The organism is Burkholderia seminalis (genome assembly GCF_001718535.1).
Taxonomy (GTDB): Bacteria; Pseudomonadota; Gammaproteobacteria; order Burkholderiales; family Burkholderiaceae; genus Burkholderia; species Burkholderia seminalis.
This window is the reverse complement of the sequence record NZ_CP013400.1, coordinates 2,453,040-2,479,710: the sequence shown is the minus strand read 5'-3', so window position 1 is coordinate 2,479,710 and position 26,671 is coordinate 2,453,040. Positions and strand designations below refer to the sequence as shown.

General features: G+C 66.0%; 21 protein-coding genes. 17 read left to right on the top strand and 4 right to left on the bottom strand.

Going from position 1 to position 26,671, the window contains the following annotated elements; all coding sequences use genetic code 11:
- Positions 1 to 2: 2 nt before the first annotated feature.
- From WJ12_RS31615 to fdhA, 3 genes are all read left to right on the top strand, one after another.
- On the top strand, positions 3 to 1,823 hold the full coding sequence (locus tag WJ12_RS31615) for an efflux transporter outer membrane subunit (RefSeq protein ID WP_059556910.1): 1,821 nt from the start codon (positions 3 to 5) through the stop codon (positions 1,821 to 1,823).
- Positions 1,823 to 3,013, top strand: coding sequence for an HlyD/EmrA/EmrK family protein (locus WJ12_RS31610; RefSeq protein WP_049029605.1), 1,191 nt, complete (start codon positions 1,823 to 1,825; stop codon positions 3,011 to 3,013). Before WJ12_RS31615 ends, WJ12_RS31610 begins: the two co-directional genes overlap by 1 nt.
- Positions 3,014 to 3,265: 252 nt before the next feature.
- Positions 3,266 to 4,462, top strand: coding sequence for a formaldehyde dehydrogenase, glutathione-independent (gene fdhA, locus WJ12_RS31605; protein WP_006488979.1), 1,197 nt, complete (start codon positions 3,266 to 3,268; stop codon positions 4,460 to 4,462).
- Positions 4,463 to 4,612: 150 nt separating this feature from the next.
- On the opposite strand, the gene WJ12_RS31600 is transcribed toward fdhA, so the two are convergent.
- Positions 4,613 to 5,371, bottom strand: a complete 759-nt coding sequence (locus WJ12_RS31600; protein ID WP_069246052.1) for a hypothetical protein — start codon at positions 5,369 to 5,371, stop codon at positions 4,613 to 4,615.
- Positions 5,372 to 5,559: 188 nt separating this feature from the next.
- Positions 5,560 to 6,981 carry an aminotransferase-like domain-containing protein gene (locus WJ12_RS31595; protein WP_069245995.1) on the bottom strand — a complete coding sequence of 474 codons (1,422 nt, stop codon included), beginning with the start codon at positions 6,979 to 6,981 and terminating at the stop codon, positions 5,560 to 5,562.
- 269 nt (positions 6,982 to 7,250) lie between these two features.
- Here WJ12_RS31595 and WJ12_RS31590 point away from each other — a divergent pair, with 269 nt between their 5' ends.
- On the top strand, positions 7,251 to 8,663 hold the full coding sequence (locus WJ12_RS31590; protein WP_069245994.1) for a discoidin domain-containing protein: 1,413 nt from the start codon (positions 7,251 to 7,253) through the stop codon (positions 8,661 to 8,663).
- On the opposite strand, the gene WJ12_RS36190 is transcribed toward WJ12_RS31590, so the two are convergent.
- The gene (locus WJ12_RS36190; RefSeq protein WP_156810511.1) at positions 8,636 to 8,923 is read right to left on the bottom strand and encodes a hypothetical protein; all 288 of its coding nucleotides are present in this window, start codon (positions 8,921 to 8,923) and stop codon (positions 8,636 to 8,638) included. The two genes, WJ12_RS31590 and WJ12_RS36190, sit on opposite strands and share 28 nt — an antisense overlap.
- A gap of 239 nt (positions 8,924 to 9,162) precedes the next feature.
- On the opposite strand from WJ12_RS36190, the gene WJ12_RS31585 reads away from it, so the two are divergent.
- From WJ12_RS31585 to WJ12_RS36185, 6 genes are all read left to right on the top strand, one after another.
- Entirely contained in the window at positions 9,163 to 9,384 is a 222-nt protein-coding gene (locus WJ12_RS31585) for a hypothetical protein (protein ID WP_034186081.1), read from the top strand.
- Positions 9,385 to 9,531: 147 nt separating this feature from the next.
- The gene (locus tag WJ12_RS31580; protein WP_034186082.1) at positions 9,532 to 10,125 is read left to right on the top strand and encodes a fimbrial protein; all 594 of its coding nucleotides are present in this window, start codon (positions 9,532 to 9,534) and stop codon (positions 10,123 to 10,125) included.
- A 58-nt stretch (positions 10,126 to 10,183) separates the two neighbouring features.
- Positions 10,184 to 10,897 (top strand): fimbrial biogenesis chaperone, encoded by a 714-nt coding sequence (locus tag WJ12_RS31575; protein WP_069245993.1) that lies wholly within the window; start codon positions 10,184 to 10,186, stop codon positions 10,895 to 10,897.
- Between the two features lie 122 nt (positions 10,898 to 11,019).
- Positions 11,020 to 13,527, top strand: a complete 2,508-nt coding sequence (locus WJ12_RS31570; RefSeq protein ID WP_069245992.1) for a fimbria/pilus outer membrane usher protein — start codon at positions 11,020 to 11,022, stop codon at positions 13,525 to 13,527.
- A gap of 45 nt (positions 13,528 to 13,572) precedes the next feature.
- Positions 13,573 to 14,649, top strand: coding sequence for a fimbrial protein (locus WJ12_RS31565; protein ID WP_226103932.1), 1,077 nt, complete (start codon positions 13,573 to 13,575; stop codon positions 14,647 to 14,649).
- Between the two features lie 327 nt (positions 14,650 to 14,976).
- Complete coding sequence (locus WJ12_RS36185; RefSeq protein ID WP_156810510.1) at positions 14,977 to 16,086, top strand: fimbrial protein; 1,110 nt, start codon at positions 14,977 to 14,979, stop codon at positions 16,084 to 16,086.
- A 132-nt stretch (positions 16,087 to 16,218) separates the two neighbouring features.
- Here WJ12_RS36185 and WJ12_RS31555 read toward each other — a convergent pair whose 3' ends face one another.
- Positions 16,219 to 17,244, bottom strand: coding sequence for a GlxA family transcriptional regulator (locus WJ12_RS31555; protein WP_034186086.1), 1,026 nt, complete (start codon positions 17,242 to 17,244; stop codon positions 16,219 to 16,221).
- 448 nt (positions 17,245 to 17,692) lie between these two features.
- Here WJ12_RS31555 and WJ12_RS31550 point away from each other — a divergent pair, with 448 nt between their 5' ends.
- The 7 genes from WJ12_RS31550 (at position 17,693) to WJ12_RS31520 (ending at position 26,668) form a co-directional block, all read left to right on the top strand.
- A complete protein-coding gene (locus WJ12_RS31550) occupies positions 17,693 to 18,967 on the top strand; it encodes a serine hydroxymethyltransferase (protein ID WP_034186087.1) in 1,275 nt (424 codons plus the stop codon).
- A 38-nt stretch (positions 18,968 to 19,005) separates the two neighbouring features.
- Entirely contained in the window at positions 19,006 to 19,977 is a 972-nt protein-coding gene (locus tag WJ12_RS31545) for a dipeptidase (protein ID WP_034186088.1), read from the top strand.
- A 140-nt stretch (positions 19,978 to 20,117) separates the two neighbouring features.
- A complete protein-coding gene (locus WJ12_RS31540) occupies positions 20,118 to 20,651 on the top strand; it encodes a DUF5943 domain-containing protein (RefSeq protein WP_059556904.1) in 534 nt (177 codons plus the stop codon).
- A 68-nt stretch (positions 20,652 to 20,719) separates the two neighbouring features.
- Positions 20,720 to 22,783 (top strand): NADH:flavin oxidoreductase, encoded by a 2,064-nt coding sequence (locus tag WJ12_RS31535; protein WP_034186090.1) that lies wholly within the window; start codon positions 20,720 to 20,722, stop codon positions 22,781 to 22,783.
- 3 nt (positions 22,784 to 22,786) lie between these two features.
- Entirely contained in the window at positions 22,787 to 24,712 is a 1,926-nt protein-coding gene (locus tag WJ12_RS31530; protein ID WP_034186091.1) for a (Fe-S)-binding protein, read from the top strand.
- Positions 24,713 to 24,716: 4 nt separating this feature from the next.
- Entirely contained in the window at positions 24,717 to 25,886 is a 1,170-nt protein-coding gene (locus WJ12_RS31525) for an electron transfer flavoprotein subunit alpha/FixB family protein (protein WP_034186092.1), read from the top strand.
- On the top strand, positions 25,883 to 26,668 hold the full coding sequence (locus WJ12_RS31520) for an electron transfer flavoprotein subunit beta/FixA family protein (RefSeq protein ID WP_034186093.1): 786 nt from the start codon (positions 25,883 to 25,885) through the stop codon (positions 26,666 to 26,668). The genes WJ12_RS31525 and WJ12_RS31520 overlap by 4 nt, the downstream gene beginning before the upstream one ends.
- The last annotated feature ends 3 nt before the right edge of the window (positions 26,669 to 26,671 follow it).

Here is a 26,671-nt window from a genome sequence, read left to right as displayed (position 1 = left end):
CGATGCGGCGTTCGAGGAAAGCGGCGGGGCCGGCGCGCGGCGTGAGGGGCGGCGCGACGATCGCGGCGGCGGCCGCGCTGCTCGCGTTGAGCGGATGCGTGCCGTCGGGGTTCCTGCCTTCGCTGTCGCTGCGTGCGCCGGCCGACGACGCGCTCGCGCATACGGCCGGGCCTGGCGCGAACGGCGCATGGCCGGCACCGGACTGGGTGAAGCAGCTCCAGGATCCGCAGCTCGACGAGCTGGTGGCCGAGGCGTCGCGGAACAGTCCCGATGTGCAGGTCGCACAGGCGCGGTTGCGGATCGCACAGGCACAGCTTCAGCAATTCGATTCGCTGACCGGGTTGACGGGCACGGCCGGTGCCACGATCAGCCGCGCGCGGATGCCGAAGCCGGGCGACATCGCCGACGTGACGGCCGGCGGCTATCGCGTGCCGGTGCAGATCTTCGGCGATCCGAACGTATCGCCGTCGTCGATCTTCGTCGGGCTGAACTACCAGCTCGACCTGTGGGGCAAGAACCGCGCGGCGACCAGGAGCCTGATGTCGCTGCGCGACGCGGCCGGCGTCGAAGCGGAGCAGGTGCGGCTGACGCTCGCCGTCGCGATCGTCACCGTGTACTGCCAGCTCGATCAGGCGTACGCGGTGCGCGACCTGTTGCAGCAGAAGCTCGCGATCAGCCAGCGCGTGACGGCCGTGCTGCGCGAGCGCACCGCGCGCGGCCTCGACAACGCGTACGACGCGAGCGACGCGTCGATCAAGCGCAGCCGCCTGCTCGAACAGATCGCGCTGAACGACGAGCAGATCAAGCTCGCGCAATTGCAGCTCGGCGTGTTGTCGGGCCGCGGCCCGGAGCGCGGGCTCGCGCTGCAGCGGCCGCGCGTCGGCGCGTTCGCGGGCGGCGCCGTGCCCGCCAGGCTGCCGGCCGATCTGCTCGGCCGCCGGCCCGACATCGTCGCCGCGCGGCTGCGCGTCGAAGCCGCGTTCGCGAATGCCGATTCGACGCGCGCGCAGTTCTATCCGGACGTGAACCTCGTCGCGCTCGGCGGCGTGTTCGCGCTGACGCCCGCGTCGCTGTTCTCGCGCGATTCGCTCGCGGGCTCCGTCGGCCCGGCGATCTCGCTGCCGATCTTCGATCGCGGCCGGCTGAAGGCGAAGCTTGGCGCGGACGTCGCGCAGGCCGACGTCGCGATCGGGCTGTACAACAAGACCGTCGACGACGCGCTCGGGCAGGTCGCGCAGCTCGTCACGTCGTTGCAGACGTCGCAGACGCTCGTCGCGCAGCAACAGGACGCGGTCGCGGCCGCGCAGAAGATCGTGCAGATCGCGGCCGACCGCCACCGGCGCGGCGTGCTGATGCAGAAGGACGTCGATGTCGCGGATCTCACGCTGATCGACGAGCGCACGCAGATGATCGCGTTGCTCGGCCGGCAGCGGGCGTTGCGCGTCGGTCTGATCGGCGCGCTCGGCGGCGGGTTCGATGCGGGCGCAACGGTGGCGCAGGCACCGGCCGTGCATCGGGTGCGCAGCGGGGCGGCCAGGAGCGGGGCGCCGGCTCCGGTGGCGTCTAGTGCGGCGAACCGCGCCGCGGCGGGCGCACCGTCGAGCGATGCGCGTACGGGGAGCGCGTCCCCGTCACCGGCCGCTACCGTCGCAAGTGTCGCGGCCGCGCCTGCAACCGCACCCGTGCGGCGTGACGACGCGGCGTTGCGCGGCACGCCGGTTCTGGCGCGCACGGCAGCGACGAACGCGGCGCCGGCCCCGTCGGTTACCCAGCCGATCCCCTTGTTCCAGCACGATCGACTGATCGTCACGCAAAGCGACTGATGCACCACGACAACCTTCATACCGCCGCGCCGCCGGCCGCACCGACCGATCCGGCACTCGATGCGCGCCGCGCGACGCGCCGCAAGCGCTTCACGGTGTTCTTCGCGATCGTGCTGCTGGCCGCGATCGCGTGGATCGCTTACTGGCTGTTGAGCGACCGCTACTACGAAGACACCGACGACGCATACGTCGCGGGCAGCATCGTGCAGGTTGCCGCGCAGATCCCGGGCGCGGTGACCGACGTGCTGGTGGCCGATACGCAGGCCGTGCGCGCCGGGCAGACGCTCGTGAAGCTCGACGACACCGAGGCGTCCGTCGCGTTCGCGCAGGCGAAGGCGCAGCTCGCGCAGGCCGTGCGGCAGGTTGCGAACGCGAGGATTTCGAACACGATGTACGTCGAGGCCGTGAATGCGCGGCGCGCCGATCTGTCGCTCGCGCAGCGCGCGCTTGCCGCCCGCTCAGGCGCGTCGGTCGAGATCGTCGCGCCCGAGGAACTCGCGCGTGCGCGCGCGGCGGTGGCCGGCGCGCAGGCGAACCTCGCGGCCGCGCAGGCCCAGCTCGACGCGGCGCGCGCGCTCGGCAGCAAGCTGCCCGTCGACGAAAGCCCGGCCGTCGTGCAGGCGGCCGCGCAGTTCAAGCTCGCGTACCGCAACCTGAAGCGCACGACGATCGTCGCGCCCGTCGACGGTACGATCGGGCAGCGCTCGGTACAGGTCGGCCAGCAGGTCGGGCCCGGCGTGCCGCTGATGTCGATTGTGCAACTCAACCGGCTGTGGATCGAGGCGAATTTCAAGGAAGGGCAGATCCGCCACATGCGCGTCGGCCAGCCGGTCGAGGTCGTGTCGGATCTCTACGGCTCGCGGATCACTTATCGCGGCCGCGTGCAGGGTTTCTCGGCCGGTACGGGCAGCGCTTTCTCGATGCTGCCGTCGCAGAACGCGGCCGGCAACTGGATCAAGGTCGTGCAGCGCGTGCCGGTCGTGATCGCGCTCGATGCCCGCGATCTCGCCGCGCATCCGCTGCGCGTCGGGCTGTCGATGCGTGCGACGGTCGACACGCACGACCGCAACGGCCATGCGCTCGACAGCGAGCCGCCGACGCCGGCCGTCAGCACGCGCGTGCACGATGGCGTCGCGAGCGACGCGGAGGCGGCGGCCGCTTCGATCGTCCGCGAGAATCTGGGCGGGTAGCGCCCGTCGCGGAAAGGGGTAGAGCCGGCCGCGAGGGCCGGTCCGACCCCCGCGCGTCCGGTCCGGATCCTGCCCGGCGGTTCCCGTCCGACTTTCGTATTTCCGCCATCGATGTCGGCGTCGATCAAACGCATGTCGCGTTTGAGACATCGGCGCCCCTGCCTCCGGGACTACTCTCGAACAGCACGTCGCGCGTGCGCCGCACGAGCCGGCGCGCCGCGGCGTCATCCAACGAGACATGGAGACAATACGATGAGCAGCAATCGAGGTGTCGTCTATCTTGGACCGGGCCAGGTCGAAGTCCAGAAAATCGATTATCCGAAAATGGTCGACCCGAGCGGCCGCGCGATCGGCCACGGCGTGATCCTGAAAGTCGTCAGCACGAACATCTGCGGCTCCGACCAGCACATGGTGCGCGGCCGCACGACCGCACCGGTCGGCCTCGTGCTCGGTCACGAGATCACCGGCGAAGTGGTCGAGGTGGGCCGCGACGTCGAGACGCTGAAGCTCGGCGATCTCGTGTCGGTGCCGTTCAACGTGGCCTGCGGCCGCTGCGCGATGTGCAAGGACACGCATACGGGCGTGTGCCTGAACGTGAACCCGTCGCGCGCCGGCGGCGCTTACGGCTACGTCGACATGGGCGGCTGGATCGGCGGCCAGGCCGAGTACGTGCTCGTGCCGTACGCCGATTTCAACCTGCTGAAATTCCCGGACCGCGACCAGGCGATGGCGAAGATCCGCGACCTGACCTGCCTGTCCGACATTCTGCCGACCGGTTATCACGGTGCGGTGAGCGCGGGCGTGAAGCCGGGCTCGACGGTCTATATCGCGGGCGCGGGGCCGGTCGGCATGGCCGCTGCGGCGTCGGCCCGCCTGCTCGGCGCGGCCGTCACGATCGTCGGCGACATGAACGCGGAACGGCTCGCGCATGCGCGCGCGATGGGCTTCGAGACGGTCGACCTGTCGAAGGACGCATCGCTCGGCGAGCAGATCGAGCAGATCCTCGGCGTGCCCGAGATCGACTGCGCGGTCGACTGCGTCGGCTTCGAGGCGCACGGCCACGGTTCGTCGGGCCACGCGGAGGAAGCGCCCGCGACGGTGCTGAACTCGCTGATGGAAATCACGCGGCCGGCCGGCGCGATCGGCATCCCGGGCCTGTACGTGACGGACGATCCGGGCGCGAAGGACAAGGCCGCGCAGCACGGCAGCCTGAGCATCCGTTTCGGCCTCGGCTGGGCGAAGTCGCACTCGTTCTTCACGGGCCAGACGCCGGTGCTGAAGTACAACCGCAACCTGATGCAGGCGATCCTGTTCGACCGGCTGCCGATCGCGAAGATCGTCAACGTCGAGGTGATTTCGCTCGACCAGGCGCCGGAAGGCTACAAGAAGTTCGACGGCGGCGCGCCGCGCAAATTCGTCATCGACCCGCACGGGTTGCTGGCGGCCTGATGCGCTAGCGTTCGTTCGCTGCGCATCGAAGGAAACGGGCGGCTCCGGAAACGGGCCGCCCGTTTTTGTTGCGGGCCCGAGGCGATCGAGGGGGGGGCGGAAGATCGGTTTGGAACGCGAATCGTCCAGCGCGAGCGGCGAGGCCCGCGCTCAGTGGCCGCGATAGAGTTTCGCGATCTCGGCGTGGCCGGATGCGGTGTACCGTCGGTGGCGAACAGGCAGGCTCACGCGACGCATCGGATGCGTGCGATGCGCGGCATGGCGGCTGCTTTTCCAGTCCGCCACGCGAACCGTGTCGGCGCGTTTCCGGTCGGGGGCGCGCATCGACGGCGCGGCCTGTGCAACCTGCATCTTGCTTGCCGGCGGAGTGGCGTTCGCATCGCCGCGGGGCGGAATGGCCGCCTGCTGCGCGCCGTCAGTCGAATGAAACGGATAGGCCGGCGCCGGCAACACGGGCAGCACCGGATCGTTCGCCGCAAGCGGATGCGTCTCGGTCGCCGACGCGGACGGTGCGCCGGATCCTTTACAGACGGGATCGGTCCTGCAGGTGCGGTCGACCATCACATAACCGCCGACCAGCAGCACGAGTGTCACGATGCTCAGGATCGGTGCGCTCGACGCGCTCGGCTGCCGGAAGGCCGCGTCGCGCAACGTACGCGCGATGCGCGACGGCCACGTGTGTAAGGATCGCCGCGCATGCATCGCGTGTGCGTGGCGGGGCGTGCTGCGAACCGGATCGAACGGCCAGTCCCATTGGCCGCAGACGGGGCAATGCTCGAGTGCGTGGAGAGCCACGAAACCGCATTCCCTGCAGCGGCAAGCGGTGCACGGTCGCGATTCGACGCGCGCATTCAGCACGGCGCGCCACGCATCGCGCGCGCGAACGTGCCGGTTGGGCAGGACGCGCATCGTCAGCGGCGGGCGGGCGCCGCCGCCGGAGCACATGCTGGCCGTCGCTCGCAGTCGGTGTTCATGCGATTCTCCATAACATCGGACTTGTGGAACCCGTTCGTCCGCGGCTACCCGACGTTCATTCTTGGCCGGTTGCACGCGAAACGCAAGGACGATGTCGGTCGTCGCGGGCCGCATGTTTCGCGCTAACCGTCGTGTCGTTGCCGGGTCGCGAGCGTTCCGACGGTCTCCATCGCGCGCTCGACGGCCGGCGTCCACGGCCGGCCGTAGTTGAGCCGCAGGTAGCGGCGGAATCCGCCGGTCGCGGAAAAGATCGGCCCCGGCGCGATGCTGACGCCGCTTTCCATGGCAGCGTCGAACAGGTGCATCGCATCGACGTGCGGCGGCAGTTCGATCCATAGAAAATACCCGCCGCGCGGCGCGAACACTTCGGTGTCCGCCGGAAAATAGGCCCGTACGGCCGAGAGCATCTGCGCCTGGTGCGCGGCGAGATTGCGTCGCAGCTTGCGCAGGAAGCGGTCGTATGCGCCGTCGCGCAGGTAGCTCGAAATCGCCAGTTGCGCAGGCACGTCGGCAGCCGGCGCGCGCGTGATCTGGGCCTGCCGGATCTGCTGCGCGAAGCGTCCCGCCGCGACCCAGCCGATCCGGAACCCAGGCGCGAGGCACTTCGAGAACGACCCGCAATGCAGCACGAGCCCGCTGTCGTCATACAGTTTCGCGGGCCGCGTCGGCGACGGGCCGAAATGCAGCTCGCCATACACGTCGTCCTCGATCAGCGGCACGCCGCGCGACGCGAGCAGGTCGATCAGCGCGCGTTTGCGTTCGTCGGTCAACGTCGCGCCGGTCGGGTTGTGGAACGACGTCATGAACCAGCACGCGCGTACCGGATGCGCGTCGAGCGCCGCGGCAAGCGCATCGAGGTCGAGGCCCGCGCGCGGGTCGACCGGAATCTCGACGGCCTTCAGGTGCAGGCGCTGCACGGTCTGCAGCACCGCGTGGAACGCGGGCCGTTCGATCGCGACGAGGTCGCCGGGGCGCGTCAGCGCCTGCAGGCTGAGCGTCAGCGCTTCGAGCGCGCCGGTCGTGATGACGATTTCGTCCATCGGCAATGCGGCGCCCGCGTTCAAGTAACGCAGGGCAATCTGTCGTCGCAATGCATCGTTGCCGGGCGGCAATCCCGACAGCAGTTTCGTGAGGTCCATGTTGCGGGCCGCGGACGCGACGTGACGCCACAGGCTGCTCATCGGGAACAGCGAATAGCTGGCGAACGCCGAGCCGAGCGGCACGACGTCCTCGCGTCGGAGGGAGTCGAGCAGGCGGAACAGCACGTCTTTTTCGCCGGTTGGCGCGGTGCCCGGCTTGCGCGGCGGATCGTGGCCGAACCGCACGTGCTTGTCGTCGAGGTCCGCCACGAAATAGCCGGACCGTGCCCGCGCGACGATCAGACCCTCGCTTTCGAGCGCGTAGTACGCGCGAAACACGGTGGATGGACTGACCCGATGCGCGCGGCATGCCGCGCGCACGGTGGGGATACGCTCGCCGGCTGCCAGGTCGCCGCGCCGGATCGCGTCGGCGATCGTCTGTGCCAGCGCCGCATATCGCTTCATGCCTGCCCCCCGGCCGCTCGAAGCCTCGCTGAAAAACAGAGTAGGGCACGGCACCCGTCGCGTGCAAGCGCGCCCCCAATCGCTGATCCGCATGTTTTTTGAGTGCTCTGATGCTGTTCTTTCGTCTGATAAACGGGCATTCTCCAGCACGTTCCATTCCCGATGACCGACCGAGACGGAATCCACGCCGTACGGCCGTGGCTCCATGACCCAGTGGCGTGCGCGGGTTCTCGTCCGCGGCATCCTGACCCTACTCGGAAGCATCCAGCGTGAAATTGAAAACTCTCGTCGCCGGTCTCGTGGCCGGCCTCGCCCTCAACCTGTTCAGCGGCGCCGCAGCCGCAACCTGTACCAGCAATCCCGCCGCCCAGCCGAACGCGACGTTTCCCGCCGCGTTGACCGGCAAGCTCGTCTATCACAGCTATGTCAAGTACGGAGACGGCACGAGCCAGCTGTTCCTCTACGATTTTTCGGCGCATACGCTGACGCAGTTGAGCAAGAGCACGTGGGGCATCACCGATCCGATGAACGGCGTGTTCAGCCCCGACGGCAAGTGGCTCGCGTTCATGGGCATCAGCAACGGCGCATGGAACGTCTTCATGCTGCAGCTCGGCGCCGGCACGCCGCCCGTCAACATGACGAACAGCACGGGCGCCACGCGCAACGAAGACCCGAAGTTCAGCGCGGACGGCAAGACGCTCGTGTTCAAGCAGAACGGCGACATCAAGCAGGCGACGCTGTCGTATACGAGCGCGGGCCCGGCGTTCACGTCGGTGGTGAGCCTGACGAACGCGCCGACCGGCGCCGAGTATTCGATGCCGTTCCTCGCGCCGGACGCGAGCGCCGTGTACTACGCGACCGGCACCGGCTCGAGCATGGGGCTGATGAAGCGCACGATCGCGACCGGCGCGACCGCCGTGTTCGATCATCCGGCCGGGCTGCAGACGTACTACCCGATCGTGCGTGCGGACGGCATGGTGTACTACGCGCGCTGGAAGGACAGCGGCGGGGCCGACCAGATCTATGCGAAGACGGCCGACCCGGCGTCGGTGCCGAATGCGCTGGCGCTCAACGACTGCATGAGCAACAACTCGGATCCGGCGCCGGCGAGCGGCACGAACTACCTGTTCTTCTCGTCGACGACCGCGGGCGGCTATCAGCTTTATGTGGGCGACGTGACGACCGGCCAGCGCTGGAGCCTGTCGCAGTTCGGCGTGAATGCCGACACGACGAAGGCGAAGCTCGGGTCGAGCTATTACGGCGGGCCGTCCACCGCCCAGATGACGCTGCTGTCGCAGGGCCGTCCGGCCGCGGCGTCGGCGAGCTACAACGCGTCGCTCACGGCGGACAAGGCGTTCGACGGCAACGCGACGGGCACGCGCTGGGATTCGCCGGAAGGCGCGGGCGTCGATCCGCAATGGATCTCGGTCGATCTCGGCGCGACGAAGCACATCGATCACGTCGACCTGTACTGGGATGCGGGCGCGCTCGTCTATCAGATCCAGACATCGAACGACAACGTCAACTGGACGACGCTCTATTCGACGAGCAACGGCGGTTCATATAACCACGTCACGCTGCCGAATCTCAACGGAAGCGGTCGTTACGTGCGGATGCTCGGCACGAAGCGCGCGACGCAGTGGGGCTATTCGCTCTACGAAATGCAGGTGTGGGGATCGTAAGCGCGGGAAGAAATCAGTTTGGCAAACCGGATGCCGTTCAGTTGATGAAACTGAACGGCATTTTTGTTTTTTGAGATCGTGACCTGCGGTGAAGACCCGCGCAGGATTCGCGTAAAAACGCCGCCCGACACTTTGCGATCCTGCGTCGCATCTGCCGGAACCTGTTCGAAGCGGATACGAAGACCAGGTCCGGCATCAAGAACCGACGGTCCGAAGCGGGTGCGGGCGACGGTTACCGTGCTCCGTTTATAACGTTTCACGTAATGGCTCGGGAGTGCAGCCGGAAATTTCAAATATCGTACTTGTACTATTTATTTTCAAGAAAATATAGTTCGAGTTCCATAGATCGCAGATAGAGCGATCCCTAAAATTGCATACAAGAAATCGATATCGCTGTGCGACGTCTTCCGGAAAGCGGGACGACGATGGGGGATGGGGTTTGACGCGAGCTGTACGAATGTAATCAGGGCGTTTCCGTGCTCGCCACCAACGAGAACGGATGATCGTTCGCTCGACGCTTTCTCGGGGCCTGTCGAGCATCATCAGCAAGTTCGACGGCATCGGCCACATCGTCACGACGATTCACTGGAGTGATGGGTCGACAATTATTTGTCGACGGCAATCACACGCGTGTTCGATGACGAGATCGAGCCGCGCGGCGCTCGGCACGTTCGACATCCGCGAGTTGTACGTTCGCGGCGGGGCCCTGTCAAACGGGTAGGGATTCCATTCACTCATTTTCAGCCGGTGGAGGAAACGAAGGAATTGTAAATATTCATGAAGTTAGTTGTACATATGATTGAGCGACGCGTATCCGATCGGAACGAGGCCGCTCAAGATTCTCATTTAACGATTGAGTGAACCAGAAATGAAAAAGATTGCAATGATGATGTCGGCAGCGGGGTTGGCATTCGCGGCGATGAACGCGGCTCACGCGGCGGACGGCACGATCAACTTCACGGGCGAGATCGTGGCCGCATCGTGCGGCATCACGGGTGGCAACGGCACGTCGGTGACCGGCGGCAAGGGCGAGCAGTCGATCGACGTCAAGCTGGGCAAGGTCAGCACCGACGCGCTGGGCGGCACGGCCGGCGGCGGCATCGCGGCCGGCACCGCGATCAACCTCGTCCTCGATTGCGGCTCGACCGCGAAGGGCCTGACCACGGTGAAGGTGCGTTTCGACCCGGCCAGCGGTTCGGGCGTCGACAGCACCAACAACAAGCTGCTGAAGACCACCGGCACGGCCGCGGGCGTCGGCATCGGTATTTACAACACCGCCGGCACGCTGCTGAACCTGAACGCCAACGAGACGTTCGACGCACCGCTGGTGAAGGGCGGGACGGATGCGGCGCCGACTTACACGGCGAACCTGGCGATGCGCGCCGGCTACGTGAAGAACGGCGTCGACATCGTGGCCGGCACCGCAAACGGCACGCTGCCGTTCACGCTGACCTACGAGTAATCCACCTCCGGGCGGGGAGGCGCTGCTTTCCCGCCCGATCAACGACTTTCTGTTCGACATGAAACGATTCCACTTTGCAGGACTGGCGCTGGCCGGCTCCCTGCTGTTGTCTTCGGCGGCTTCGCTCGCCGGCGTGACGCTCGACGGAACCCGCGTCGTGCTGGCCGCGCCGAGCAAGGAGGCGTCGATTCTGGTTCGCAACCGCGCGTCGGCCGACGTCATGATCCAGTCGTGGATGGACGCGAGCGACGGCAAAGGGGACGTGCCTTTCGCGATCACGCCGGCATTGAACCGCCTCGGCGGCGAAAAGCAGCAGACGCTGCGCGTCCTTTACTACGGTCAGGGCCTGCCCGGCGATCGCGAGTCGGTGTTCTGGCTCAACGTGCAGGAGATTCCGCAGAAAGCGAGGGACGACAACACTTTGCAGATTGCGGTGCGTCAGCGCATCAAGTTCTTCTACCGGCCCGCCGGACTGCCCGGCAAGGTCGAGGAAGCGCCCGCGCAACTGCGCTGGAAGGTGGTTCAACGCGACGGCCAGACACAACTCGAAGTCAACAATCCGTCGCCCTTCTTCGTGTCGCTGGCATCGGTCAAGGTGCAGAGCGGCGGTCGCGACTATGACGCGCAAGCCGAGATGGTGCCGCCTTCCGCCACGCGTCATTTCGCCGTCAAGGGCCTGCCGGCCTCCGCCGCGGAAACCGGCGTCAAGGTCCACTTCGAATCGATCAACGACTACGGTGCCGTCGAAGCCCATGACGGCACTGCCGGCTGACATCGCCGGTTCCGCAGGTCGTATTGCTCCTCAACTTCGTCATCCCCGGGCCCTTGCCGTGGGGAGTGGACCGTTCGCGCCTGCGATGCCACTCGGGAGGTGAATCAACATAGAGAAAGGGTATGGAGAACGTCAGGAAGGAAGTCGATGTCAGGACCGCCGCGCAAATCGGCGCGCCGTGCCTTGCATTGATCGGTTTGGTACTGCCTGCGACCGGCCACGCGGTCGAGTTCAACGAGTCCTTTCTGCGCAAGGGCGAAGGGCCGGTCGAGCTGAGCTACTTCGAGAAGGGCAGCGCGGTGTCGCCCGGCCGCTACGACGTCGACATCTACCTGAATCACACGCTGGCCAAGCGCCAGGACGTCGCGTTCCGCGCGGACGCCGACGGCACCGTCAAGCCGATGGTGACGCTCGGGTTGTTGCGCACGGCCGGCGTCAACATCGCGCGGCTGGAAAAGGACGGGCGTATCGCTGCAGGCGCGGACGACGAGACGATCGTCGACTTGCCCGCCGTGGCGGATGGCGCTTCGGTGGAGTTCGAGTCCAATACGCTCTCGCTGAACATCAGCTTTCCGCAGCTCTACGTGTCGCGCACGTCGCGCGGCTACGTCGACCAGTCGCTGTGGGACGACGGCATCCCCGCGCTGTACACCGACTACCAGGCCAACTACAGCCGCAACGATGGCAGCGGCTACGGCAACGAGTCTTACTTCGTCGGTTTGCGCAGTGGCTTCAATGCCGGCGGCTGGCGCTTCCGCAACGAATCGACGCTTACCGGCACCAAGGGCGCGAAGAGCAGCTTCACCAGCAACCGTACCTACGTCGAGCGCGACATCCGGCGTCTGCGCAGCAAGGTGGCGGCCGGCGAACTGTATACGTCGGGCGACATCTTCGACAGCGTGCGCTTCGTCGGTGCGCAGGCCGGCACCGATCTCGGCATGTTGCCGGACAGCGAAGTCGGCTTTGCGCCGATCGTGCGCGGGATCGCCGAGAGCAACGCGGTCGTGGAGGTGCGGCAGAACGGCTACGTGATCTATTCGACGCCCGTGCCGCCTGGCGCGTTCGAAATCACCGATATCTATCCGAGCGGTTCGAACGGCGACCTCGAGATCCGGATTACCGAAGCCGACGGCCGCGTGCGCCGGTTCACCCAGCCGTACTCGTACCTGCCGGTGATGGTTCGGCGCGGCAGCCTGCGGTACGCGTTTTCCGCCGGTCAGTATCGCGTCCAGGGCCAGTCGAGCCCGAAGTTCACGCAGGGCACGCTGGTGTACGGCATGTCCGACAACTTCACCGGTTATGGCGGCATCATCGCCGCGGAAAACTACGTGGCGGCCGCTCTCGGTATCGGCGTGAATACGCGCATCGGCGGCATGTCGCTGGATGTCACGACGAGCCGGTCGCGCACGTCGTCGGGTACCCGGCAAGGGCAGAGCTTGCGGTTCCTGTATTCGAAGACGCTCCATTCGACCAACACGACGTTCACGATGGTCGGCTACCGCTATTCGACGGATGGCTACCGCACGCTGAGCCAGCACGTCGAAGACACGGATCGCACCTACGGGCCGCGCATCGCGCGTCAGAAAAGCCGGCTGGACGTGAACGTCAACCAGCCGCTCGGCAGTGGCTCGATGTTCGCCGGCATCGGCGACACGACCTACTGGAACGGTGAAGGACACAGTCGGCGCCTGCAGGTCGGCTACAGCAACAGCTACAAGAACGTCAGCTACAGCGTGTCGGCGTCGCACATCCAGGAGTCGGGGCCGTTCGGGCGCCCGGACACGCAGTTCAACGTGTCGGTGAGCATTCCGCTGGGCAAGGCGTCGAGTTCGCATCGCCTGTACGCGAACGCGGTGTCGTCGACGCGCGGCGAATTCAACGTGCAGACCGGCGCGTCGGGTTACCTGAACGACAGCAACACCATCAACTACGGCGTGCAGACCGGCTACAGCCGCAGCGGCGGCGGCTCGGGCGGCGTGAGCGCGGGCTGGGATACGCGGAACGCGAAGCTGACCGGCAACTTCACGCAGGATCGTTCGGGCCGCCATTTCGACGCGGGCGTATCGGGCTCCGTCGTCGTGCATGGCGGCGGCATCACGCTCGGCCAGCCGCTCGGCGAGACGTTCGCGGTGGTGGAGGTGCCGAAGGTGCGCGACGTGACGTTCGGCGGAGCGTCGACGATCCGCACCGACCGGCGCGGCTACGCGGTCGTGCCGTATCTGCAACCGTATCGCCAGAACTGGCTGAACATCGATCCGTCGAGCATCGGCACGCAGACCGAGATCACCGACAACGCGAAGTCGGTGGTCCCGACTCGCGGGGCCATCGTGAGGACCCGCTTCGAAGCGGAATCGGGGCGCCGGGTGCAGTTCGAGCTGGGTCAGGACGGAGGCGGCAAGGTGCCGTTCGGCGCGCAAGCCTACGACGCGAAGGGCAAGCTGCTGGGCATGGTGGACAACCAGTCGCGGCTGCTGGTGTTCGGCATCGAGGACAAGGGCAGCATCGACGTGCGGTGGGGCGACAACAGCTGCAAGCTGTCCTATCAATTGCCGACGCAGAACAAGGAACTGGCCTACGAGCGGCAGGCGGCGATGTGCATGCGTGCCGGTACGGTTGTTGGCGCAAGGTGATCGGCCTCCGGAAAGCCTCTGCTTTGTCGTTCACCCAGGGCAGCGATGGCGAAGGGTCTTGTCACCTTCGTTGTAGCGATTCAAGATCGAATGGAAATGTGGATGATTATCCGAAATAAGGTATTTATTGCACTTTGCTTGGCGCTTGCGCCGGTGTGCGCTTCGGCGGCTTGCCAAGCGGATACGACGGATGGAAAGGATTACTATGTTGTGTCGGTAAGTGGATTTAATCCCCCTCCCTTTGATCCCACCCAGACTTACGTCGGCGGGGTGATCTATACGGCAGAGGCGACGGGGATGCAGTTCACGAACGTTAAAGGTTTCCTCCCTTTTACGAGCTGCTCTTCCGCGACAAGGGAGGTTTACACCGGCATCGGCGCTCAGGGAAACAACAACGTCTACCCGACGGACATCCCGAACATCGGGATACGGGTACGGTCCCCAATGGGGCAGCCGTACCCCTTTATTACTAATGGTACTGGATGGACCAATAAGACCTGGGAGTTAATTTTCGCCCCGAAGATATTCGAGTTGGTGAAGACAGGAGACATCACCGCGGGCGGCATATTGACCGGCGCCTACGCCCGCTACACTGCGGACAGCGCCGCCGGCCAGACACTTGTCGAATTCCGATTCGCTTCGCCACTCATCATCAAGCCCAGGGTTCCATCCTGCACCGTCCAGAGTCCCTCCAACATTCCTGTATCCATGGGGCGCGTGATGGCGACGAGTGCCTTCTCGGGCGTCGGATCGACGGCTCCTCCCCAATCGTTCTCGATCAAGCTGCAGTGCTCGGGGGGCGCCGCGGGAACCAGGACCCGGGCTTTCGTCACGTTGACGGACGCAACGAATGCTGCAAACACTTCGAAGACCCTCTCGCTGTCGAAGAGTGCGAAGGCGGCCACCGGGGTGGGCATCCAGATCCTCAAGGATGATGTCGTGCTGGGATACGGGCCGGATTCCAGTGCCGTCGGCAATACCAACCAATGGTATGCAGGTACCGTCAAGCAGGGTCAGGACGGCATGTCCATTGACCTAAAGGCGCGCTATGTACAGATCAGCCCGCGTATTACACCAGGGAGCGCGAATGCCGCCGCGACCTTCACCCTGAGCTATCAATGACCGATCCAGACCGAGAGCGCCGCTCATGCCGAAGGGACCCTCGATTGTGTTGGGTTGCCGTTTGTGAAAGAGCGGGCATGGGCGATGACCTGGACGTCCAGTGGCACCAATAGCGAGTTCCACCGATTTCAGGGCAAGGCTCGCTACGTCGCCAGCGGTGGCGAAATCAAGGCAAGGAAGGCGGACGCGACGCCGACACATGTGCTTCAGTACAACTGATTTTGATAGACGAAGCGGTGAACGACAGCGACTCGCCCGCGATACCTGATTCAAACATTCCTCACGCCGACGAACCAAGGTGCCAAACGATATCGCACTTGAGGCGCCATGCCGTCACTGTCCAACCGTTGCGTGACGCATTTGGCACGTTTCAACATCACGGATTTTGTCGAAATGAATGGCATTTTTGATAAAAAGCTTCGCTGGCTTCGAGCGGCAATGGTTGTCGGCTCGTTGATCTGGTCGGGGACCGCATTGGGCTATTGTTTAAACGACGGCAATTGGGCCGGGGGCACTTACAACGTGACGTTTCCCGCAACGATGAACGTCGCGGCGGCGCCTGTTGGCGACGTGCTGGCGCGCGCCGAGGTTACGTTTGCGGCGGCGGGGACCGGAATCAGCACCGCGTGTTGGGACACCAAGGCTACATTGTCGATGACGGTGCCGGATGGTCAACTGGTTTCCGGATACAAAGGCGTATACAAAACCGGCGTGGACGGCATTGGCGTGAGATTTGTATTTGTCGACTTCGGTAACGCGGCAGGAGATATTCCGCCGATGACCTATCCCAGTGGATCCACGATTCTGGGAGGCGGTGCGCCCGTTTTGTATCCGCCGCACAAGGTGAGAGCGGAACTGGTCAGAACGGCGAAGAATGTGGGGCCGGGCGGCACCGTATCGCTCGCGTTCAATGCGGTCTTCGATGCCGCCAAGGATCCGTCCGGCAAGATCCTCCGTCGCCTTATCAATGGGAGGGGCACGACACAGGTGACGAACAACATCTATTTCGGCGGCTGCCAGACCACGACGCCCGTCACCAATGTGCGGATGGACAAGGAGCCGATCGAACGGATCAAGGGCGGCCGGGCAGCGGAACATCCGTTCTCGCTTGAAGTCGCGTGCGGGACCAACAAGCCGAGCAATCCGCTGCCGGTGAAGGTGTACTTCGAAGGCGACAAGGAGGCTGCGGGCCTGTTGCGTCTGACTGGACGCGGCACGCCGGGTGTCGCCGCCGGTGTCGGCATTGCGTTGACGAGCGACAAGGGCGTGAAGCTGCCATTCACCCAGGCCGACGCGCTGACGATGGACTGGAACCGCTCGAGCCCGGACGGCGAGGTCTACCGCTTTTCGGGCAAGGCGAAGTATGCGCCCACGACAGGCACGATCACCGCAGGCAGCGGCAATGCCACGCTGAACTTCGTGATCCAGTACAACTGAGCGGGAGCGGCAGGCCGGCCGGATGTACCGACAAGGTAATCGGCATCGCAAGCCGCGGCGGCAGCGCGCGCTCGATGTCGTCCGAAAAATCCGGTTCAACCGCCTGATTGCACACCCGGCTCGGCTCCGGCTTCAGGCATGGAGCGAATGGACCGGAAAACTCGACCCGCCGCTCGCGGCACCCTGCGACAGCGGCGCGACCTGCTTGCGGCGCTCGCGCGTCGGCGCGACGCCGAATGCGTCGCGATAGCTCTTGCTGAAGTGGCACGCCGACTGGAAGCCGCACGCCATCGTGATGTGCATGATCGACATGTCGGTCTGCAGCAGCAACTCGCGCGCGCGGCGCAACCGCAGCGTCAGGTAGTAATGCGTGGGCGTCATGCCGAGGTGCTCGCGGAACAGGCGCTGCAGTTGCCGCTGCGACATGTTCGCGAGCCGCGCGAGTTCCTCGCGCGACAGCGGCTCCTCGATGTTGTTCTCCATCAGCGAGATCACTTCGAACAGCGACTTGTTCGCCGAGCCAAGCCGCGCGACGAGCGGCATGCGTTGTTGCGCGCTCGTGTCGCGCACGTGTTCGACGATGAATTGCTCGGCGATCTGCGTGACGCGCGCGGTGCCCACACGCGCGGCGATCAGGTTCAGCATCATGTCGAGCGGCGCGACGCCGCCCGTGCACGTGATGCGGTCGCGATCGATCACGAACAGTTCCTTCAGGAAGCGCGTGTCCGGAAACTCTTCCTTCAGCGCCGACATGTTCTCCCAGTGAATCGCGCACGCGTAGCCCGCGAGCAGTCCCGACTTCGCGAGTGCATAGGTGCCCGTGCACAGGCTGCCGAGCGGGATGCCCGAGCGTGCGAAACGGCGCAGCGTCGACAGATGGGCTGGCGTCGTCGCGCGCTGCACGTCGACGCCGCCGCACACGAACACGATGTCGGGCTGCCCCGCGCATTCGGCCGGGCCCGTGTCGACCGTCAGGCCGTTGCTCGCCGTGACCGGGCCGCCGTCCGGGCTGATCACCGACCAGCGGTAGAGCGGCTGGCCGCTCAGGTAGTTCGCCATCCGAAGCACCTCGATCGCATTGGTGAACGCGATCATCGTGAAATTCGGTAACGGCATGAACGCGAAGTGGGACAGCGACGCTGTGCGGTCGGGCGACATGGGGAGCGTTCCTAGAATCTCTAATAGCTTTATGCCCGAAGGGCACGCATCGGGCTGCGGTATTGTGTGAGCGAGCGCAACAAGCGTGCCATACGGCTAAACCCTAGCTCCATACGTTGCCTGGGCGTCAGGCCCATGCTGCACTGCACCGTAACCGTGACATGCCGCACCCCGACCGGGCGGCAAACGCACTGCCGGTGTGCGTATCCATAGGTGAACGGCCGATACCGTTTGGGTTGGTCATCCCGAAAAGCACGACCGGTCACTTGTACAAAACGGACGCGCATGGCGGAAAAGGCAAAGAACGCGTCTAAATTCATCAATCCGCCGAAAATCCGAACGACAAGAATAGAGCCGTCGGCAGCCTTGCACTGGCGTAGCGGGAAACCCAGGCAGGGCGGGCCTTGAGCTTCGGTTGCAGCCCTTTATTCTTCGTCACGGACGCACTATGTCGAACACCCAGCCTTTCTTCTCGCAGCCCCTTGCCGAGCGCGACGCGCCGGTGCGCAGCGCCATCCTGAAGGAACTCGAGCGTCAGCAGTCGCAGGTCGAGCTGATCGCGTCGGAAAACATCGTGTCGCGCGCCGTGCTCGAGGCGCAAGGCTCGGTACTGACCAACAAGTACGCGGAAGGCTATCCCGGCAAGCGTTACTACGGCGGCTGCGAGTTCGCCGATGAAGTCGAGGCGCTGGCAATCGAGCGCGTGAAGCAGATCTTCAACGCCGGTTATGCGAACGTGCAGCCGCACTCGGGCGCGCAGGCGAACGGCTCGGTGATGCTCGCGCTGGCCAAGCCGGGCGACACGGTGCTCGGCATGTCGCTGGATGCCGGCGGCCACCTGACGCACGGCGCGAAGCCGGCGCTGTCGGGCAAGTGGTTCAACGCCGTTCAGTACGGCGTAAACCGCGACACGATGCGGATCGACTACGACCAGGTCGAGGCGCTTGCCCACGAACACAAGCCGAACCTGATCATCGCCGGTTTCTCGGCCTACCCGCGTGCGCTCGACTTCGCGCGCTTCCGCGCGATCGCCGACAGCGTCGGCGCGAAGCTGATGGTCGACATGGCGCACATCGCCGGCGTGATCGCCGCCGGCCGCCACGCGAACCCGGTCGAGCACGCGCACGTCGTCACGTCGACCACGCACAAGACGCTGCGCGGCCCGCGCGGCGGCTTCGTGCTGACCAACGACGAGGACATCGCGAAGAAGATCAACTCGGCCGTGTTCCCCGGCCTGCAGGGCGGCCCGCTGATGCACGTGATCGCCGGCAAGGCCGTCGCGTTCGGCGAAGTGCTGCATGCCGATTTCAAGACCTACATCGACAACGTGCTCGCGAACGCGCAGGCGCTCGGCGAAGTGCTGAAGGCCGGCGGCGTCGATCTCGTCACGGGCGGCACCGACAACCACCTGCTGCTGGTCGACCTGCGCCCGAAGGGCCTGAAGGGCGCGCCGGTCGAGCAGGCGCTGGAACGCGCGGGCATCACCTGCAACAAGAACGGCATCCCGTTCGACACCGAGAAGCCGACCGTCACGTCGGGCATCCGTCTCGGCACGCCGGCGGGCACGACGCGCGGTTTCGGCGTGGCCGAGTTCCGCGAAATCGGCCGCCTGATCCTCGAGGTGTTCGACGCGCTGCGCGCGAATCCGGAAGGCGACCCCGCGACCGAACAGCGCGTGCGCCGCGAGATCTTCGCGCTTTGCGAGCGCTTCCCGATCTACTGATCGATCCCACAAGAACAGACCCACGAGCGAGAGCGGATATGAGCACGCTGCATCAGGACAGCATCATCATCGACGGACTGAACATTTCGAAGTTCGAGAAGCCGGTGTTCGAGGACATGCGCAAGGGCGGCATCACGGCCGCGAACTGCACGGTGTCGGTGTGGGAGAACTTCACCAAGACCGTCGACAACATCGGCGTGATGAAGAAGAAGATCCGCGACAACGGCGAGCTGCTCACGCTCGTGCGCACGACGGACGACATCTTCCGCGCGAAGAAGGAAGGCAAGACCGGGATCATCCTCGGCTTCCAGAACGCGCATGCATTCGAGGACAACCTCGGCTACATCGAAGCGTTCGCCGACATGGGCGTGCGTGTGGTGCAGCTCTGCTACAACACGCAGAACCTGGTCGGCACCGGCTGCTACGAGCGCGACGGCGGGCTGTCGGACTTCGGCCGCGAAGTGATCACCGAGATGAACCGCGTCGGCATCATGGTCGACCTGTCGCATGTGGGCGGCAACACGTCGTCGGAAGCGATCGCGTTCTCGAAGAAGCCGGTGTGCTACTCGCACTGCCTGCCGTCGGGGCTGAAGGAGCATCCGCGCAACAAGAGCGACGCGCAGCTCAAGGAGATCGCCGATGCGGGCGGCTTCGTCGGCGTGACGATGTTCGCGCCGTTCCTGAAGCGCGGGATCGAAGCGAACATCGACGACTACATCGAGGCGATCGACTACGTCGTGAACCTGATCGGTGAAGACGCGGTCGGCATCGGCACGGACTTCACGCAGGATTTCGCGAAGGAGTTCTTCGACATGCTGACGCATGACAAGGGCCGCTATCGCCAGCTGACGAACTTCGGCAAGGTGATCAACCCGGATGGCATCCGCACGATCGGCGAATTCCCGAACCTGACCGCGGCGATGGAACGCCACGGCTGGAAGGAGTCGCGGATCCGCAAGATCATGGGCGAGAACTGGGTGCGCGTGTTCAAGGACGTGTGGGGCGCGTAAGCGCCGCATCGCACCGAACCGCTACCCGCGATTCAACATTAGAAAAATCGGGACGCGCCCGCGCAAGCCGCGCGGGCGCGCGGACGATGTCGCGCCTGCGCGCTGAACCGCGCGGCCAATTTCCTCACGGAGTCACCACGATGCAACCGCAACTGCCGATCAACGTCGATCCCGATACCGGCGTCTGGACCACCGACGCGCTGCCGATGCTGTACGTGCCGCGCCACTTCTTCACGAACAACCACGTCGCCGTCGAGGAAGCGCTCGGCGTCGACGCGTATGCCGAGATCCTCTACAAGGCCGGCTACAAATCCGCCTACCACTGGTGCGACAAGGAGGCGAAGCTGCACGGCCTGACCGGCATGGCCGTGTTCGAGCACTACCTGAAGCGCCTGTCGCAGCGTGGCTGGGGCCTGTTCTCGATCATCGAGGCCGATCCGGCCGCCGCACGCGCGAAGATCGAGCTGCGCCACTCGTCGTTCGTGCTCCAGCAGCCGGGCAAGGAAGGCAAGCTCTGCTACATGTTCGCGGGCTGGTTCGCGGGCGCGATGGACTGGGTCAACGACACGACGCCGGCAGGCAAGGGTGCACCGCGCGCGCAGTCGAAGGAAGTGCAGTGCGCGGCCGAGCATCACGACCACTGCGTCTTCGAAGTGTCGCCGATCGCGCACTGACGCCTCGTTTCACTGAAGCAGAACAACACCCGCAACACGAGACATTCGAACGCCAGAGGTCGCCAGCGATGCGTTATCCCCACCTGTTCAAACCCATGCAGCTGAACCAGCTGACGCTGCGCAACCGGATCGTCAGCACCGCGCACGCGGAGGTGTATGCGGAGCCGGGCGGCCTGCCGGGCGACCGCTATATCCGCTACTACGAGGAAAAGGCCAAGGGCGGCGTCGGCCTGGCCATCTGCGGCGGGTCGAGCCCGGTGTCGATCGACAGCCCGCAAGGCTGGTGGAAATCGGTGAACCTGTCGACCGACAAGATCATCGATCCGCTCACGCGCCTGGCCGACACGATGCACAAGCACGGCGCGAAGATCATGATCCAGGCGACGCACATGGGCCGCCGCTCGTCGTTCCACGGCGAGCACTGGCCGCACCTGATGTCGCCGTCGGGCGTGCGCGAACCCGTGCACCGCGGCAACGCGAAGATCATCGAGATCGAGGAAATCCGCCGCATCATCGGCGATTTCGCGGCGGCCGCGAAGCGCGTGAAGGCGGCCGGCATGGACGGCATCGAGATCTCGGCCGCTCACCAGCACCTGATCGACCAGTTCTGGAGCAAGCGTTCGAACCATCGCACCGACGAATGGGGCGGCAGCCTCGAAAACCGCCTGCGCTTCGGCATCGAAGTGCTGACGGCCGTGCGCGAGGCGGTCGGCAAGGATTTCTGCGTCGGCCTGCGCATGTGCGGCGACGAATTCCACGAGGACGGCCTCGATCACGAAGCGCTGAAGGAAATCGCGCAGGCGATGTCGGAGACGGGCCTGATCGACTACCTGAGCGTGGTCGGCTCGGGCGGCGACACGCACAACACGATCGCGAACTGCATGCCGCCGATGGCATTGCCGCCGGAGCCGTTCGTGCACCTCGCGGCCGGCATCAAGTCGGTCGTGAAGATTCCGGTGATGCACGCGCAGAGCATCCGCGACGCGGGCCAGGCCGAGCGCCTGCTCGCGACCGGCATGATCGACCTGGTCGGCATGACGCGCGCGCAGATCGCCGATCCGCACATGGTGATCAAGATCCGCGACGGCCGCGAAGACGAAATCAAGCAGTGCGTCGGCGCGAACTACTGCATCGACCGCCAGTACAACGGCCTCGACGTGCTGTGCATCCAGAACGCGGCGACGTCGCGCGAAGCGACGATGCCGCACATCATCGAGAAGTCGCGCGGCCCGAAGCGCAAGGTCGTGGTGGTCGGCGCGGGCCCGGCGGGCCTCGAGGCGGCGCGCGTCGCGAAGCTGCGCGGCCATGATGTCGTGCTGTTCGAGAAGAACGCGGAAGTGGGCGGCCAGGTGATGATCGCCGCGAAGGCGCCGCAGCGCGAGCAGATGTCGGGGATCATCCGCTGGTTCGACATGGAGACGAAGCGCCTAGGCGTCGACCGCCGTCTCGGCGTGGCCGCCGACGAGAAGATGATCATGGCCGAGAAGCCGGACATCGTCGTGCTCGCGACGGGCGGGTCGAGCTTCACATGGCAGGTGCCGGGCTGGGGCGTGGCCGAGGGGCTCGCCGTCAGCTCGTGGGACATCCTGACCGGCAAGGTCGAGCCGAAGCAGAACGTGCTGCTGTTCGACGGCGTGAGCACGCATGCGGGTGCGGGCGTGGCCGACTTCATGGCGAGCCGCGGCTCGAAGGTCGAGGTCGTCACGCCGGACGTGAAGGTCGCCGACGATTGCGGCGGCACGACGTTCCCGATCTTCTACCGACGCCTGTACGCGTTCGGCGTGATCCCGACGCCGAACACGATGCTCGACCGCGTCTATGAAGAGAACGGCAAGATGATCGCCGTGCTGCGCAACGAGTACACGGAAGAACTGGAAGAGCGCGCCGTCGACCAGGTGGTGATCGAGAACGGTTCGTCGCCGAACGACGAGCTGTACTGGAAGCTCAAGCCGGAATCGGTGAACCGCGGCCAGATCGATCCGCACACGCTGTTCGCAGCCGAGCCGCAGCCGTGCCTGTCGGAAGAACTCGGCAACGGCCGTTTCCTGCTGTTCCGTGTCGGCGACTGCATCTCGATGCACAACGTCCACGGGGCAATCTACGACTCACTGCGTCTCGTGAAGGATTTCTGAACGATGAACCCGTCCTTCCTCATTACCGCCCTGTTGTGGCTGTCGGTGGCGGGGCTCGCGTTCGCGGTCGCGAAGCGCTCGTCCTACTGGCGCCTGGGCCGCGCCACGGCGCCCGGCTCGTTCGGCGTCGCGAACCTGTTCGCGATTCCGAAGCGCTATTTCGTCGACCTGCACCACGTGGTCGCCCGCGATCCGTACATCGCGAAGACGCACGTCGCGACGGCCGGCGGCGCGATCGGCGCGCTGGCGCTGGTGTTCGTCAACTACGGCCTCGCGATCTATTCGCCCTGGCTCGACAAGCTGATTTTCCTCGCGGCGCTCGCGATGCTGGTCGGCGCGGTGTTCGTGTGGCGCCGCCGCGCGGCCCGGGACGTGCCCGCGCGACTGTCGAAAGGCCCGTGGAACACGCTGCCCTGGCTGCTCGGCTCGTTCGCGCTCGGCCTCGTGCTGTTCATGCTGGTGCCGACCGGCGCGATGTCGGGTGCGTTCGCGGTGCTCTGCGCGCTGCTGATCGGCGTCGGCGCGTTCACGATGACGATCGGCGCCGCGAAGGGCGGCCCGATGAAGCATGCGATCGCCGGCCTGCTGCACCTCGCGTTCCACCCGCGCCAGGAGCGTTTCGCCGCCACGCGCGAATCGTTCACCGGCAACGGCACGGCCACGCCGCCGACCGCGCTGAAGCTGCCGGACATCGAGCATCAGGAATACGGTGTCGCGAAGCCGGTCGAATTCCGCTGGAACCAGCTGCTGAGTTTCGACGCCTGCGTGCAGTGCGGCAAGTGCGAGGCCGCGTGCCCCGCGTTCGCGTCGGGCCAGCCGCTGAACCCGAAGAAGCTGATCCAGGATCTCGTCGTCGGGATGGCCGGCGGTACCGATGCGGCATACGCGGGCAGCCCGTCGCCGGGCCTCGCGGTCGGCCAGCATCGCGGCGAGCCGAACGGCCCGATCGTGTCGGGGCTGATCGAGGAGCAGACGCTGTGGTCGTGCACGACCTGCCGCGCGTGCGTGCAGGAGTGCCCGATGCTGATCGAACACGTCGACGCGATCGTCGACATGCGCCGCAATCGCACGCTCGTGCACGGCACGGTGCCCGGCAAGGGCCAGGAAGTGCTCGCGAACCTGCGTGAAACGGGCACGATGGGCGGCTACGACACGGCCGCGCGCTACGACTGGTCGGTCGACCTGAGCGCGCCCGTCGCGCAGCCGGGCAAGCCGGTCGACGTGCTGTTCGTCGCGGGCGAAGGCGCATTCGACATGCGCTACCAGCGCACGCTGCGCGCGTTCGTCAAGGTGCTGAACAAGGCGGGCGTCGACTACGCGGTGCTCGGCTCGACCGAGACCGACACGGGCGACGTCGCACGCCGGCTCGGCGATGAAGCGACCTTCCAGCAGATGGCGAAGCGCCTGATCGGCACGCTCGGCACGCTGTCGTACAAGCAGATCGTGACGGCCGACCCGCACGTGATGCACAGCCTGCGCAACGAATACCGTGCGCTCGGGCTGCGCGTGACGGTCAAGCATCACACGACCTATCTCGCCGAACTCGCCGACAGCGGCAAGATCGCGCCGAAGGCCGTCGAGTCGCTGCAGGAAAAGCGCACGACGTATCACGACCCGTGCTACCTCGGCCGCTACAACGGCGAGACGGAAGCGCCGCGCAAGCTGTTGAAGACGATCGGCATCCAGGTCGTCGAGATGGAGCGCAACGGCATGCGCGGGCGCTGCTGCGGCGGTGGCGGCGGCGCGCCGCTGACCGACATCCCCGGCAAGCAGCGCATTCCCGACATCCGCATCGCCGACGCACGCATGATCGGCGCGGACGTGGTCGCGGTTGCATGCCCGAACTGCACGGCCATGCTCGAAGGCGTCGTGGGCCCGCGCCCCGACGTGCTCGACGTCGCCGAACTCGTCGCCGCCTCGCTGGAGTGAATCGATGAATACGATCAAACGAATCGATCCGCGCCGGCCGTTCATCATCACGGCCGCCGGCCTGAAGCGCATCACGCTCGGCGAGGAAGGCAGCGCCGATGCGAACGCCGCGCACGGGTCCGTGCACGGCCATGGCGCGGTGGCCGCGAAGCCGCGCCGCGCGCTGCAGGATCCGAAACACGTGATGCTGGTGGTCGCGCACAGTGAGCGCGGCGCACTCGACGACCATGCGCGGCAGGCGATCGCCGCCGCCGCCGTGCTCGCCGATGCGCAAACCGAAGTCGCGCTGCTCGCGTTCGGCGAATTGAAGGACGATGCGGCCGAACTCGGCGTCGACAAGCTGCTCGAGCTGACCGGCTTCGATCGCCGCGCGTTCGATCCCGAAAGCGAATTGCAAGCGTTGCAGGCCTGTGTGGCCGCGCTCGCACCGAAACACGTGTTCGTGCCCGACAACGCGACGGGCGACGGCGATCTTGGCCGGCGTTACGCGGCGGCCGCCGGCGCGAGCGTCGCGACCCACGTCGTCGAGATCGACGCGAAGCATGTCGGCGCATATGCGCAGGCCGGGCGGGCGTTTGCCACGCGTGCGCTGCCCGACGTGATCCTGCTTGCGCCGAACGCGGCCGACGCGAAGCTGCCGTTCGTCGGCGCGGGCGAACGGCTGGCCGCCGATTTCATCCGCCCGGCGCATGACGCCGCGCAGCCGTACCGCGATCTCGGCCTGGAAGAAATCGACGCGGCCCAGGTCGCGCTCGAGGAAGCCGACTTCATCGTGTCGGCCGGCAACGGCGTGTCGGACATCGGCGCGTTCGAGCAGCTGGCCGGTGCGTTCGGCGCGGCGATCGGCGCGAGCCGTGTCGCGGTCGACAACGGCCACTTCACGCGCGACAAGCAGGTCGGCGCGACCGGCAAGACGGTCGAGGCAAGCGTGTACATCGCGTTCGGCATCTCCGGTGCGGTACAGCACTTGCAGGGGATCAAGGACTGCCGCCACGTGATCGCGGTGAACCTCGACGGCAGTGCGCCGATCGCGAAGCGCGCGAACCTGACGGTGGTCGGCGACGCGCAGGCGACGATCGCCGCGCTGATCGAGCAGGTACAGGCCGCGCGTGCCGCGCGCGGCGAATCGCCGGCCGCGGTCGGCGCCCGTGAACCGGAAGGAGTGGCCGCATGAACGCCCCCCGCCTCTTGCAACGCATCGCGGTGCTCGTGTCCGTCGGCCGGCATCCGGTCAGCGGCGTCGCGCGCTACAGCCGTAACGACGCGGCCGCGCTCGAAACCGGTCGCCAGCTCGCCGAGCAGCATCGCGCGACGCTCGACGTGATCCATGCCGGCGATCCCGCGAATGCGGCGCTGGCCGAATATCTCGCGCTCGGCGCGCGGGAGGTCGAAGTGCTGGCCTGCCGCGACGGCGACGATGCCGTCCACGCGCTCGCCGCGCGTATCGAAGGCTACGACCTCGTGCTGACCGGCACGCGCGCCGAGGGCGCGTACGACACCGGGATGCTGCCGTACCGCATCGCCGCGGCGCTCGGTTATCCGCTGGTCGGCTCGGCCGTCGACGTGACGGTCGAAGGCGGCCGCGCGGCTGTCCGGCAATTTTTGCCGAAAGGGTTGCGGCGGCGCGTCGATGCCGCGCTGCCGGCCGTGATTGCCGTCCATCCGCTCGCCAATGCCGAGCCGCGCTACGCGTATGCGCGGCTGCGCGCCGGCGCGATCCGGCCGGCGCTCGCGGCGCCCGGCGCGGACGCCGACGCGGCCGCGTGGACGGTCGGCCCGGTCGAGCGTAAGCCCGTCAAGCTGGTCGCCGCCGAGAAGCGTTCCGGGCATGCCCGGATGCTGTCCGCGACGACGACCGAAAGCCGGGGCGGCAACGTCGTAAATGAAGGGAGTTCGGTCGAAAAAGCACAAGTGATCCTCGCGTATTTGCGCGAGCATCAGCTCATCGACTACTGATTT